The organism is Acetobacter pasteurianus (assembly GCF_009914215.2).
GTDB classification, from domain to species: domain Bacteria; phylum Pseudomonadota; class Alphaproteobacteria; order Acetobacterales; family Acetobacteraceae; genus Acetobacter; species Acetobacter pasteurianus.
Genome location: NZ_CP039845.2, coordinates 33519 through 47233, shown reverse-complemented (window position 1 = coordinate 47233; position 13715 = coordinate 33519). Strand labels below are relative to the sequence as shown.

9 protein-coding genes are annotated in these 13715 nt (G+C 45.0%); 4 read left to right on the top strand and 5 right to left on the bottom strand.

Annotated elements, in window-relative coordinates; genetic code table 11:
* Window positions 1-2: 2 nt before the first annotated feature.
* A complete protein-coding gene (locus FCN51_RS00195; protein WP_160255972.1) occupies window positions 3-1112 on the bottom strand; it encodes a cell division protein ZapB in 1110 nt (369 codons plus the stop codon).
* Window positions 1113-1470: 358 nt separating this feature from the next.
* On the opposite strand from FCN51_RS00195, the gene FCN51_RS00190 reads away from it, so the two are divergent.
* The 3 genes from FCN51_RS00190 (at window position 1471) to FCN51_RS00180 (ending at window position 4208) form a co-directional block, all read left to right on the top strand.
* Window positions 1471-2394, top strand: coding sequence for a hypothetical protein (locus FCN51_RS00190; RefSeq protein WP_160255971.1), 924 nt, complete (start codon window positions 1471-1473; stop codon window positions 2392-2394).
* A gap of 152 nt (window positions 2395-2546) precedes the next feature.
* Window positions 2547-3443: a 3'-5' exonuclease gene (locus tag FCN51_RS00185; RefSeq protein WP_160255970.1), complete on the top strand. Its 897-nt coding sequence runs from the start codon at window positions 2547-2549 to the stop codon at window positions 3441-3443.
* Window positions 3444-3563: 120 nt separating this feature from the next.
* Entirely contained in the window at window positions 3564-4208 is a 645-nt protein-coding gene (locus FCN51_RS00180) for a LabA-like NYN domain-containing protein (RefSeq protein WP_124296485.1), read from the top strand.
* 75 nt (window positions 4209-4283) lie between these two features.
* On the opposite strand, the gene FCN51_RS00175 is transcribed toward FCN51_RS00180, so the two are convergent.
* Window positions 4284-5240, bottom strand: coding sequence for a hypothetical protein (locus tag FCN51_RS00175; RefSeq protein ID WP_160255969.1), 957 nt, complete (start codon window positions 5238-5240; stop codon window positions 4284-4286).
* The gene (locus FCN51_RS00170) at window positions 5179-8262 is read right to left on the bottom strand and encodes a hypothetical protein (RefSeq protein WP_160255968.1); all 3084 of its coding nucleotides are present in this window, start codon (window positions 8260-8262) and stop codon (window positions 5179-5181) included. The genes FCN51_RS00175 and FCN51_RS00170 overlap by 62 nt, the downstream gene beginning before the upstream one ends.
* 328 nt (window positions 8263-8590) lie before the next feature.
* On the opposite strand from FCN51_RS00170, the gene FCN51_RS00165 reads away from it, so the two are divergent.
* A complete protein-coding gene (locus tag FCN51_RS00165) occupies window positions 8591-12604 on the top strand; it encodes a bifunctional DNA primase/polymerase (RefSeq protein ID WP_160255967.1) in 4014 nt (1337 codons plus the stop codon).
* Window positions 12605-12672: 68 nt separating this feature from the next.
* Here the strand turns inward: FCN51_RS00165 and FCN51_RS00160 are convergent, their stop codons facing one another.
* Both FCN51_RS00160 and FCN51_RS00155 read right to left on the bottom strand, forming a co-directional pair.
* Window positions 12673-13086 (bottom strand): hypothetical protein, encoded by a 414-nt coding sequence (locus FCN51_RS00160; protein WP_160255966.1) that lies wholly within the window; start codon window positions 13084-13086, stop codon window positions 12673-12675.
* Window positions 13087-13153: 67 nt separating this feature from the next.
* A complete protein-coding gene (locus FCN51_RS00155; RefSeq protein ID WP_160255965.1) occupies window positions 13154-13714 on the bottom strand; it encodes a hypothetical protein in 561 nt (186 codons plus the stop codon).
* Window position 13715: the final 1 nt, after the last annotated feature.

Sequence of the window (13715 nt, the reverse complement as noted above, 5' to 3'; positions counted from 1 at the left end):
AGTTACATTTTTGCGGCTTGACCCATAAGAGACATCGATAGGCTATCTATGGCCCCTTTAGCTTTTTCAAGCATGCGAACTGCATTTACACATGCTTCTCCAGCGCTCTTTGTTGGATCAATCCCTCGCAACGATGAGGCTATGATATCAATCACCTTTTGAGCTTGAGGTGGCAAACCTTTAGCAGAAATTTCACTTACATCTGCTTGCTGATTAACCTGGCCTTCCACTTCATTGTCCTTATCAATCACACCCTTAAGCGTAAGGCGCCCTTTCTTTTTGTTGATTGTGGCACCATGCACAACGGTAACCGCCCTACGGCCTCTCCCAACTGGGATAACCTCAGGCTTCTTCTGTCGAGTGTCTTTGGCGCCTGACGCTCCAGATATAGAGTTTAAACGCATCATCTGCTCCATATCTGCGATTGCCTGATTTTTTTTCTTAACCTCATCTTGCATTTTAGAATTCTGTTCGACCAGTTCCTTATTTTCTTTCTTTCTGGCAGAGATTTCCTTGCGCAATTCGGCCACTTCGATCTGCAGAATATCAAAGTCTTTTAATAAAGAGTTCTTTTCTGCAAGAGCACCCTCAACAGCCTCCAATTTTTCTTGCAATTCCAAGACAATGGGAAGTTTCATTGGATCTTTGGAGTGCTCAGGTGCACTCCGAATACCCTTAATCGGTTTAACTGCACTGGGAGTTGGAGAGTTAACCACAGGGTTCTTACGTGGCCGGCCCCTACCCCGGCGCACAATCACCGGGGCATCTACTGGGACCGTTTTCTCACTTTTTTGAGGGACTAGATCAGGTATTGCCTGTTGAGGTGCTGCCTGTGCTTTTTTGCTTACAGTCTTTGACTTTTTGGCTGTTCGTGGAGTTCTAGCTTTCTTCGAGACATTACTATTGACTGGGCTGACAAACTCCGCCCCGCCCTCACGCTGTGAGGAACTGTCATTCAGGTCAACGACACGAGATAGATTCCCCACCGCCTTTGGCGTCCTTGGCGAACCATTCTCTCCACCCTTTGAGGTTTTGGCAGCCCCTTGGGAGTAAGACCTGCGAAAGGCTTCAAGATCAAATTTCTTTTTATTGTTCTTTACAACTGCGTTCATATCACTTTGACTCTATTGCTCAGCATTGAATGCATTCTATTGATAGACATCAAATTAAGCTAATGTCACCTCTATATCGAAAACAAATAAGATTCAATGAGATTCAACGCAATTCGCATAAAACTTCATTACAATCGCAGCCTAGTAAAGATGTAAGAGTTAAAATGGCTGATTTCCGCCAAATCATTCTCCCGCAGTTCTTTTCCCCAGAGTGAAATACCTTGCCCGGCTCAAAATCATTCGCCAGAATTATCGCAAAGAATGCCATAGGCACAACCACCAAAAAAGTCAGAAAGCCGTCAAGGGGATAATAATGACTTGTTGCGATGAAATGCCTGATAACCTAGCAAATCAAACAATGAGTGCACCTACATTGCCCAAGAACGAATTATTAGATCCTTGCGCGATTGCCAGGTTCTGCACCTTCCCAATAAATTCTAAAGGGGAGATAGTAAAAGAGAGAGGCATGGTCTTTGCTCTTTCTCCGAGAAATCAATGCAACACTTATTCTGCTCTTGATGGCCAGATGATTAGTGCTGGAGATTTTTACCAAGAAGCAATGGATGGCATTGAGAGAGCATGCGGGAGACTTCCAAAAAAGAAAAATCGGAAAACAAAAATATCTAAGCAGATTATTCTCCCAATCCTTGCGATACAGTCAATTTTACTGATCATAATCTCACTCGAACTTACCCTGAAGACCAGGGTGAATCTCAACGACAATAGAGATTATCAGATATCAGAACATGCTCAGGGAATGGAAAAATTGAAATTTGCCGATCAAGGGCATCAATTAACTCCTTCTATATCCCCATACCCAATAATGAGCCCACCGCCATCATTGATGCGTCACGACAAAAAAACTTCATCACCTCAAAAAGGGAATCTTGAGCCCAACACTCAGGCCATCGATCATCTCCAAAAATCAATAGTGAGTGGAGAGCCTCTTTCACAAGATGATTATAATGCTCTCCCAAAATACCTGAGAGAAGCAGTCGATGGCGCAGGACTAGAGGTGAGCGGCAGAAAACAGCCAAAAGATCAGGCAAAAAAGAACAAAATCAGCATAATCCAAGACGATGGGGCTCAACCGGACAATAACTCCACTAGCCCCGGTGAAGATCCTTATGGGATTAGCAATATGCCTCCTCCCCAGACCACTGCTGCTACGGGGAGTTTCCATATCCCTATGCCCGGAGGCAATGATCTACATAATAGAGATGATGCTGAAAATTTTGGCCTGGGCAAATTTCCATCAGCAGTGTCAGACCGGTACCGATAATATATACTGCCCCAACAGAGCAGAGATAAATTGTCATCTCTGTTCTGAATGGTGATTAGAATTTAAAATACTTAAAGGTGTTTCCAACATATAATTTATATAATATAATAACATTATTACATTCATTGAAACATAAATTAAGAGTGCAAATAATGACAAACACTGCAACTCAAAACACCATTCCAGATGATAATGATTTTAAAGTAATACGCAAACTCAAGCCGCAAATCATCGAATACAGTGAAGATCTGCGATCCGATCCAGACATCAAACAAGCGCTATTCATTGATACCGAAACTACTGGCCTAGATAGCACTGTGGATGAAATAATTGAAATTGGTATCGTTCCCTTTCTTTATTCCAAAGCAACTGGGGGAATTATTGGATGTTTAGAGCCTTTCAATTCATTCCAAGAGCCAAGTCAGCCCTTGTCGGAAGAGATTACAGATATAACCGGCATCACCAACGAAATGCTTAAAGGTCAATCCATAAACAAAGAAGCAATTAAGAAAATAGTGTTAGAAAGCTCCTTTGTAGTGGCTCACCATGCCAATTTTGATCGACCTTTTGTTGAAAAGATAATCCCCTCCTTCTGCCAAATCCCTTGGGGGTGCTCATTGGAAGACGTACCATGGCGCCAATGTGGGCTGTCAGGCGGTCAATTGCTCTCATTAGCATACCAATCCGGCTTCTATTACGATGCCCACAGAGCAATTACCGACTGCTACGCTGGGATTGAGCTTTTGAAGATCGTGCATGACAAGAATGGCGTAAATGCTTTTCAGCATGTACTCGACAGAGGCAGAAGGCCTTACTTTAGGCTATGGGCTCAATTTACGCCTTATGAGTTAAAAAATAGCCTTAAGAAAAGGAAATATCTTTGGAATGACGGCACAGACGGAAGGCCTAAATCTTGGTACACGGACAAAATGTATTCAGAAGTTGAGAATGAGCTCTCTTTCCTTAACAAGGAGATTTATCAAAGAGAAAATGACAATGTCATTATTAGGAAAATTGAACCTAGCGATAGGTTTACTAATCGGTGTTAAGGCCAATTATGGGGCTTGCAAGGATAAAATCTGATGATATAACCGCGATTAACCTTAATAGGATGATTAGAAAATCCTGGACGGTGTATATTTTTGTTCATTAACCGAAAGAGCATTACGATGGCCAGCGGACTTAAAACAATCGGAAAAACCTGCGTATTTATTGATGGGTCAAGTCTTTATTCAACTTCACGCAACCTTAATTTTGACGTCGATTATAAAAAACTCCTTGAATACCTTGAACGTGAAACTGGCTCTCTAGTCCGCACATATTATTATGCCGCTATTGTTGATACTGAAGATTATTCACCTCTTAAGCCTTTGACTGACTGGCTATCTTACAACGGTTATTCACTTGTAACCAAAACAGCCAGGGAATTTACAGATGCAACTGGCAAGCGCCGTGTCAAAGGCAATATGGACATTGAAATCGCTATCGACATGATGGAAATGGCTCCTCATGTGGATAATATGATTATCTTCACTGGCGATTCTGACTTCAGGCGTGCAGTCGAAGCGGTGCAGCGCCAAGGTGTTTCTGTAACTGCGGTCTCATCGAGAGAGACATCCCCTCCCCTAATCGGTGATGATCTACGCCGTCAAGTGGATCACTTCGTTGAGCTTCATGATATTTCGAAACATTTTATCAGAGCAACTGATAAACGTGATAGCCACCCGAATGGTCGGTACAACGATACTTCTTTCGACCGCTCAGAAGCTCAGGTTCTACCTGCTTCTCGCAACTCCGGCCCAATCAGAATGTGATCTCTGCAGAAACCTGACAATATCATCTACAAAGGGGCACACCTTGTGTCCCTTTTTTTGTCCATAAATTCATCTTCAAATTTCTAATGATGCAGCGACTGCGCCAGGACAAATTGGCAATCTGTGAAGCTTATTATTCCCAACAAAACTATCAGGACAAGCACACAAAGCACCTCCTATTCTGGAGTTTCCATTGCTGATGCCTTCCATAAAATCAGAAACAAGGTGTTCTGTTGGTCTAAATACAAACCCAGCAAATCCCCCAGCCAAACACGCACTTAGTTGCGTATTTCCTCCGAGAGAAACTGATCTTCGAACAATATCTTCGTAATTATCACTGTCCTTTATGCATGAAATTGCCCCAAGGACATATTCTATTGGGTTAACCCCCACAGCAATCCCCCCCCGGCACCAAATTTCTTTATAATCCTCAACCTCAATTCCAAATGAACTTCTAACAATTCGAGGGAGGGTTTTTGGGGATTGCCCTGATTTCAAAGCCAACCCCACAACAGTCACAATTTTGATGAGCATGACAATGTCACGCTCATCCGTAAACTGAGCGCAAAAGCCCTCAACCCAGTCCATCGCATCATTCTGACATTCAAAAATCGCTGATGAAGCAAGACCCGCAACAGACAACATTCCTAATTGTCCGTGCCCCTTAATCGGTGAAGGCCTCAGCAGCCAACCGGCCATAGCACCTCCACCTTCAGGAGAAGGGAGAAGAAGATCCGACCAGTCTGCCAATACATCACGATATGGTAAACCTGAAAGAATGCTGATTGCAGTTGATAGAAGAAATATCGAACAGTTTCCTGGTGAGCATTTTTCCGGCCGATAAATGAAGGATGTTGAATTCATCCCCGTATAAAGGAAAGGGTGGGCCACATAGTCACCTATGACCCCCCCTAAAACAGGCATGCACACAGGTTCTCTCTGAAGGATACCTTCTTTCAAACCACATCCGCTACGCGGCAGAAGAGACGTAATACCTTTTTGCAAGTTCTTCAGCCATAAGAGCAACGACACCAGCCTTCTCCTCATCATTCTTTGCGTTACCCAGTTCAAGAGCGGCATTAATTCTTTTGTCGATAATTTCTTGTGCCGACCCCTCCGGGAAAATCTTAGCAAGCATTTCCCAAGAATTTTTGTAACCCACCTTTTCAGCAAGCAAATCCCTTAGGAGAGCGTTCCGAGGAGAAGTCTGAAGTGCCCACAATTCCTGCGGCCCCAATGAATTATAAAGAAAATGCTCATGCTTGCCGAAACGAGTTTTGATACTGGTGAATACCGGCCCTCCCCTCTTTGTGGGGCCGCCCATTTTATTGATTACTTCTTCAGCAAATTGAGAAAGATCAGCATTGCCCGCTATTGCTTTAGTCTCAGAGGCATTCCTGGTGCCTGTAATCCAGATCGAAGAGGCAAGATTTACCATCTCCTTGTCAAAATCATCTGCCATTTGAGTAGCAGCAATAACAATGACCCCGAACTTTCTTCCCACACGTCCGTCCATCACGATCTGATTTCGCGGACCTGGACACCCTTTTGTTTTATGCATTTCATCAATGCCAAGAATTTTTTTAGTTTCATTCAATCGTTGTATTCGCTGCTCATGATAATCTTGATAATCTGTTTCAAATTCAGAGATATTATCCTTAATCAAATAAAAATCGCCGGCTATGGCAAATCTTGCCAAAAGGCAGGCGATACTGGTTTGTTTTCTACCTTGCGGAGTACTTGAATCACCGCAGCATTCATCTATATCCAATGAAATAATTCGCGCTGAACCCAGATCAAATGTGCTGGGCCTGGAAAATATTTTATAGTCCCTCAGGGCTTCTGAAATAACCCTTTTAAAAGATGAAAGTAGCGGTTCGCCTGTATCGGTTAGAGTTTCACCATATAGATCTTTGATCTGGCTCATATTCGCTACGTACAGCAGATCTGCCAACATTGGGACGGCATATCTCTGAGCACGGGTGGCTATATGATACTCTTTAACGCTTTGAGCCATATAATCGACGACATCCCACCAAGTGGTGTCCTCACTGATTGGCATTTTATGAGTTTGGATTGCATCATCAACAATATAATCGCCTTTGGAATATAACTTTGGAGCTCCAGTTCTCGTCCTGTCACTCTTATTCTCATACAACTCATCAACAATCATACTCACCATACCCGTCAATGCTTCGGGCGTTCTCCCTGATGAAGCATCAGTCGCGAGCTGACATATCAAATTTACTAGCATGCTACGCTGGTGAGATGGGGGTTTTCGGCTCCCCAAAGGTGTATCACATGGATTGATAACGTTTTTTTCGTCGTACCTTAATCTTCTGTATACAGCCAAATATTCCTGCCCTGGGGGTAAATTCTCTCTGATGAGATTGATTAGCCCTTTAGATGTCGGACCATAGTCTATCAGAGCAATCCTAGGCAGCTTGAAGCCACCAACACCTGCAGTTTGTCCGGGTGACAGGCAAGCTCCCAGATTGAAGGTATTTAGGAGTACGCTTTTACCTCCGCCTGAGGAACCGACTATGAGATGGAAGTCACTGGTTGTGATATTGCCAGAAATATCGAAAGGCCACGCCCTTCCGTCTGGTGTTCTAAAAATAACGGGACCTTTTTCATATGGAGAAGAGTCTCTTTGCCAAGGTTGCAATTTCAATATCTCTTTGACCGGCCCAACTCCAAAAGGAGCAGTCGAGGCGGTACTTAAACCAAAGCATGATGACATAAAACTGGCGAGAGGATCCCCTATAGAAGTTGACACCTCGCAGTGCCCCCAACCTTCCACGACACTTTGTAACCTGCTTAGTTGCTCCTCCAATTGCCTTTCTTGGCCAATACGCGCCCATGTGCTAAACGACACATGAATACTCGCGCTTAAGACATTCTCTTTAGAGAGATATCTGCTCTTCAATTCATCAATGGCATCTTTGATCAGCTTATTCTCAGGGTTTGTTATCTGACAAATTGCAGCCAAAGTTCGTCTGAAACCCAGTCGGCCCAAGCCACCTCCGCGCATAAGAAATTTAACGCGCCACGGGAATTCTTTACCACCCATCCTCATGCGACGAATTAAGCGATTAAAGGTTTGGAGTTCTCTCGGCCCCGCTGTTAGATCCATCCCAGCATAAATGTATGATCCGATTTTAAGATTCTGCGGGTTATTTGGAGGCAGGCATTCAGCGGGCCTTGCAAACAACTGTTCATCAAGACGGGGCCATAGAAGGCCAGTAACATCGTCTTCATTGGCTGTACCGCGCCCTATAGACGATGCTTCAAACCTAGCGGATACATCTTTTGCAATTTCATCCTCGGACAACTCTTCTGCGGTTTGCCACGGAGTTGAGGGGCACCAGTCATCTGCCGTCCCCTCTCTATCAACTGCCCGCCTAATCGCTCTTAGGCCTGTTGTGACATCTAGCAGCTTCAGCCTTATCCCTGCCTCAGACAGATCTGCGCAAATCGTATCCACGAAAGACGAGTGACGATCAACCATCTTTTGTGCGGCTAAATATACTGCTTGTGCATCACTATCGGCGGGCCACCAATCTGGTGCTTGGGTATCAATTCCTATGTTTCGCAACTCTTTAGGTGACAACACGCTAGGCCTTGTCCACAAGGTCAAATATACCCTCTCATCTACAATTAGCTTACTCAGATATTTTTCACGTGCCTGTATTAGGCCCTCAAGATCCAATCCAATTCTCTCCATCACCCTGCGAGCATCAGAATAAAGACCTCCGATAAGCCCTCTAGCTGCCTCAGGATCACGCTCTATGTAAATTTCAAAATCATAATTACTGTCTTCTAGATAATTGCCGCATGTCAGTGCCATCGAATTAAGCATACTCTCCAGATCATCTGGCCCTGTCATGACTCTCGTACCATCAATCCTGATGACAGAGAGCATGCTTCCATCCTTAGCTGCGATCCAATACTTACCAGCAGTTGTCTCTAACATACTGTAAGATGACAGCGTTCGATGGAACTTTTGGTCTATGAACGATCTTAATGAAAGTACACCGGACAGAAGGCTCATATATTTTGACCCTGATTGATCATCTGATGATGCTAAGTCATTCCAAATTTAGGCTTCACCTTAGTTTAAAGGGGAAAGCCATTTTCTTGATTAAGGGTAGCGACAAGACTTCAAGTGACCAAACAAAACGATTTAGCCTTGTCATATTGCCCATTTAACCTCCCACACTCCCAATATGTCTTTAAAAAAATCAATGTTCTCATTTTGTCCGTGATGGATAGCCTTGTCTCATGCAGGACATAGACTTACGATCATCCCGTGAGATGGAACAATATGTTGGCAAGGCAAGGCTATGGACTCTAAGGTCCCCAATGGCCCAGGCACACTTATGTCCCAGCAGGACATGCCTGGGGAGGCGCTCTTTGGGAATGTCGGTAAGACAATCGCTGAGAATGGGTGGTCAATCTACCCTCAGGAACCCTATGGTGACAGACTGCCAGCGCGTCTAAATTACCGCGTCATCAAAGTTTCAGAAGACTATCAACTTGCCACCAAACTCCCTACACCTGAGTTTATTGATGCATGTGTGAAGCAATGTTCCGGGATGAATGTTGCATGTGTGCTCGGCCCAGCATCAGCCAACGCTGTTGTAATCGACATTGACGTAACTGACCCGGAGCAATCTATCGCCATTCAAAAAATGGCATTTGAAGTGTTCGGCATCACACCTTTCCGTAGGGTCGGCAGAGCCCCCAAAATGGCTCTGTTTTACCGACATCAAGATGATGATCCCATCGATAGCACATCAAGGTTCTTCTCTAAAAAGAATGATGAAGGGAAAACGGTTAAATCTGGTCAAGGTGTCGAAATTCTATCAACAGGGAAAAGCGTCACGCTTTATGGTCGCCACCATAAAACAGGACGACATTTTGTCTGGATGGGGGAACTAGACCCAATCACAGCAAGCCCTTCTGCCGCCCCGATTATTACCGCTGAACAGGTGAATGACTTTTTAGTAAAAGTCGATAATGAATTCCCGTTTCACAAAGGCGGAGACGCTTCTACCACCTTCGTTCATACAACAGATGCCAGTGGGAAACGGGTCTTTAAGCCAGCCAAACCAGGCGCTGGGACAGAATGGGTCGAGGATGACGAAGGGATCGTCATTGATGGAAGAGACCCGTATCTCAAGGCTCTAGTCACAAGCGCCTGCAGATCTCATGTTAATGAGATACTGAGCCAAGAAAAAAATATATATGACATTATCTGCTCTGAGGTAATTGATAGCTTTATCAGCACGACCAAAAGAGAAACTGGCGGGCGCTGGCAAGGGGCTCAACTCAAAAAAGAAGTCTCAAGCCGCGTCAGACGCCTTATTTCTAAAGTCCTTGATGGAAAAATCACGTTCCGGGCGAATTCTGGAAAGTCATACATTGCCTCCCAGGACATTATCCCGTCTCTTAACGATGATATCTACGATCTCTCTTTTTTGCGACCAGTAAAAACGAGAAAGCAACTCATCTCCACAATGAAAGTGGGAGAACCTGTTCCTCCAGAAGATAACGCTCTTATAGAAGATCGATCACTGGTCACAGACGACATTCAGAAAGGCATCACCTCCGCCCTAACCGCTTTTCTCTCAGATGTGTACGGATCCGCGGAGGGGCTTGCATATGAGTGCAGACAAACCAGAATCCATATCTTGAAAGCCCCGACAGGCGCAGGGAAAACCTCTCAGACCGTTCGGCGCCTTGCCATGGATCCGCGGACTTACATCCCCTACAATCCAGATCAGCAACATGATAGAGATGAGGATAATCCAGCCCCAATGCGGCCATGGGTTATGCTCCTACCCACCTACTCCAACATTGAGGAACTTCGAGCACGCGCTCAGGTGTTAAATTTAGATGGAAGCCTTCCTGATGAAGCATTGACCCTTCAGGCAAAAGAGTTCGGCCTCCTGCATGAAGACGACCCAGCTCTCTCTGCCCGGCTTACAGAATTACGCCGAGATGCTGAAAACTGCGGTGTAAAGACCATGGTCTATGCTGGCAAGGTCAAAGCTGGATGTATGCTACCGGAAAAGGTTGAGATGGTATCCCAAGCTGGATTGGGGACTGCTTCACTTTGCAAAACAACAAAAAAAAATCAGGATGGGGAAGCCGAGGAAATCAAATGCGAATTCTATGACACATGCCCAGCTATCAAGCAGCGTGATGAAATCCAGAAAAGTCACATTATTTTCACTCCCCATTCTTTTTTAGCCATGCCCATTCCTGAAGAACTTCACGATGTTCGCGGGATAGTGGCAGATGAGCGTGTACATCACCTCTTTCTCCACACAACAACACTGCACTCAACAACACTGACCACCCCTAGGAAAAGGCCTCGACTGACCAAGAAGCTAAAGGATCAGGGGGTTACCCCTGAAGATCTTCTGGCCGATCGAGATAAAATTGGCTCTATCACGCTTGATGCCATGAAATCTGGTGAATGTCCGGCTCAAGCCATTCTGAATCATCCACTGAATATCCCAGGAAGGGAAAGTGAAGGAGCTTTGCCTCTGGTCGAGAGTGCCCTAGCTGTAATGAGGAGCGCGACACAAAGGGATATTACCATCACCCCCATGTCATCCGAAGAAGATCTCCTAGAACTATGCTCTCGCCCGACTGGCAAAGAAATTCATGAGGAGTTGAGATTCTGGAAAATTGTAGAAGAAAGAGTCCATCAACTAATTCAGGATCGTCTAAAAAACGAGGGCATCAGAAAACTTGAAGCCGAAATTACAAAATATATTGCATTAGGATGGAGCCCTGCTCTCATCCACAGCCTTAAGCAACGTCTGGCCCATCAAAAATCAATCCCAAATGCGGCAAAGGGCCATAAAGATTATAGGCTCCAGCTTTTATCGGGAAATTCCGGCGCCTCTGATGGCAGCGATCTTATTCGGCTGTCCTGGAGGTCGAAACCAAATTGGAGTGGTGTACCGTTCCTTCTTTTAGACGCTTCCGCATCACCTGAAATCATCAGAAAGATATGGGGTGGCTCAGATGCTCGGATAGTCTCGCATGATGTTGTGCAAGACGTTGGCCGGTCACTAAATGTCAGAATTGTCGGCATTGTAAATGAAACCAATTCCACCTCATCCTTCATCGGTGGAGTTGATGGATCAGAGCAAAAAAGGGTCAGCCAAGCCAAAAGGCTTGATAGAACCAGGAAAGCTATTTCCGCAGTATCATCATTGTACGGGATGGGCCGGATCGTGGTAGGCACCAATATTGCCCTACGCCGGGCGATAAATTCGGGCTGGGTCTGCCCTGATAATGTCGACTGGTGCCACTTCGGCGCCATGCGTGGACTGGATATGTTTAAGTTTCATGCGGCAGCATTATCTGTAGGCCGAATGGAACCTCCGACAAGAGCAATTGACGGCCTGGCCGCTGCCTTGACTTATGATGACGAGACACCTGAAAGACCCTATGACTCACGAGGAGACGGCCTTGATGCGGAGGGCGCTCCCCTCCAGCCACCAATGGGAGAACAGCGCATAAGACATCGCAGCGGTGATGTTCGAATTATGCAAGTTCCACGCTACCCCTCCCCATGGGCGGCCATGATTCAAAAACAATATCGAGAAGAAGTACTACTGCAGTTCCTGGGGCGTCTGAGACCAGTTTATCGTGAAGGGCAACCACCTGTGTGGTTCGCTATGTCATCCATCATCCCTGAGGGGTTGATAGTGGATGACATCATTCACGTGAATGATTTTATCTTATCGAGACAGTGTAATCACCTCCCTAGCAAATTGTGGGATGCAGTAAGACGCACCGGGGGAATAGCCGTCCCAGAGGTGCTTTATGAAGTATGCCCTGACATTTTCAAAAGCGTTGAAGACGCTCGGAATGTTATGAGGAGGATGAAATTTGGTGACCCCTCCAAACCAGAACGTGAAACTCAAGGGTTTAATATTTGGCAGTGGAGAGCATTAAATGGCTCCGACAGATTGGCATATGTCCGAGGATCAGTGCCAAATCAGGAGGAGTTTCTGAAAGAAAGAATGTCGCGATTGATGATGCCCGGTTCGGATTTGAAGATGCTGCACAACGCTGTTTCTGGGCTGAACCTATTATCCAAGCCTCGTGAACCTGATAATGTGGATGCACAAATTGGATCAAGGAATGAGCGAATTGCAGAAGAGTGCCAAGATATTGACACCGCTGGTATAAGACTAATGGATGCTGAAGGGGAAATGACCATTTTAGATGGAGAGAGATTATTCCCATGGGGCAGCTCTGACAAACCCGGTAATCCATATCTTCAGGTCACTATGTCAGAAATGAAAGCCCTGATATCTTTGGAACGCACCAGAAACCAAATTGCAGCAGCGAAAACAACTCAATAGATCTAAAAGAACACTGATGGTTGCATACCTTTCCCAATATATCAGGGCTTTCATTTTTTCAGTGGCAGTCAGACCATGTTGCGATTTTCGCATCGTCTGTTGGTTAACCACATGACATTTTCGCCTTGTGGAAGAGCGTAGTCTGTCGATGTGAAATGCTCTGCATCAGTGATGTCTAGAGTCCATCCCATCATATTGTTCCAGTAAAGAGGCGCTGAATCCTTTTCTGGATCTTGACTGACAATTTCTGGATCAGGATACGAAACGATGATGTAACTGACATCTGGATGTGAATCAGTTTCAATTATGCTTAGAGATTGAGTTAACAGGTTGCGCAATGCTTGAAGCAGGTGAGTTTCTTTTGCCGACAGAGTTAATGTGGTGGTCCCACTGTCAGCATCATGCGTGGGTTTCGCTTCAGTAAGTATCCGAGAAGACAGCAGAATTGCTTGGGAGATGAGAGGATGGGTTTTAATTTTCATGCTTCTTTTCGTATCCTTCTGTCTACTTCGTAGATTTTGCTTTCACATCGTACTGCCATCTAGAAGTTCAGGAGACAAGCATATTAAATATCGTCCCCTTTTTCGGCGAAAGAAAGGGCGCAAGGTTAAGAACCTTGGGTATCTTGCCTAGATAGTGTTGGGTGTAAGAGCTAATATCGATATAATTTAAGATCAGCATCCGGCGGACGAAATTGTTCAAATCACATCTTGTAGTTTTTGTGATGATATTTTTTTCAGAAATTTCAAGTGCGCCCTTGAGAAGACAGGTCTGAAAGTCTTTAAGAAAGTTAAGGAAATGACCATCTTCGAGGGTCAAGTCCTTCCAGTGCATTGCATCCACGAGTTTTAGATGGTCGGTAGAGAATGTCTCGGCATCCTCCCCTGTTTGATGAAAAAAAGCCAATCTTACGACTGCAAGCAAATCACCTATTTCAGCGGACATTCGTGAGACATTGCTGCACCTTTCCTTATCCTTAGGATGATAAGATGCCGGGCCAAAACGAAATATCTTTGAGATTTCGACCTGAATTTCAGATATTTCTTCAATCATGCAATTGCGCAGATAGAAACGAATATTCTGCTCCATTCCATCGCCCTGACAAGCCATT

Bases quoted from the DNA above. Each gene is read 5' to 3' on its own strand.
- FCN51_RS00195 (WP_160255972.1), bottom strand. From the start codon at position 1,112: ATGAACGCAGTTGTAAAGAACAATAAAAAGAAATTTGATCTTGAAGCC.
- FCN51_RS00155 (WP_160255965.1), bottom strand. From the start codon at position 13,714: ATGGCTTGTCAGGGCGATGGAATGGAGCAGAATATTCGTTTCTATCTG.
- FCN51_RS00190 (WP_160255971.1), top strand. From the start codon at position 1,471: ATGAGTGCACCTACATTGCCCAAGAACGAATTATTAGATCCTTGCGCG.
- FCN51_RS00170 (WP_160255968.1), bottom strand. From the start codon at position 8,262: ATGAGCCTTCTGTCCGGTGTACTTTCATTAAGATCGTTCATAGACCAA.
- FCN51_RS00185 (WP_160255970.1), top strand. From the start codon at position 2,547: ATGACAAACACTGCAACTCAAAACACCATTCCAGATGATAATGATTTT.
- FCN51_RS00160 (WP_160255966.1), bottom strand. From the start codon at position 13,086: ATGAAAATTAAAACCCATCCTCTCATCTCCCAAGCAATTCTGCTGTCT.
- FCN51_RS00165 (WP_160255967.1), top strand. From the start codon at position 8,591: ATGTCCCAGCAGGACATGCCTGGGGAGGCGCTCTTTGGGAATGTCGGT.
- FCN51_RS00180 (WP_124296485.1), top strand. From the start codon at position 3,564: ATGGCCAGCGGACTTAAAACAATCGGAAAAACCTGCGTATTTATTGAT.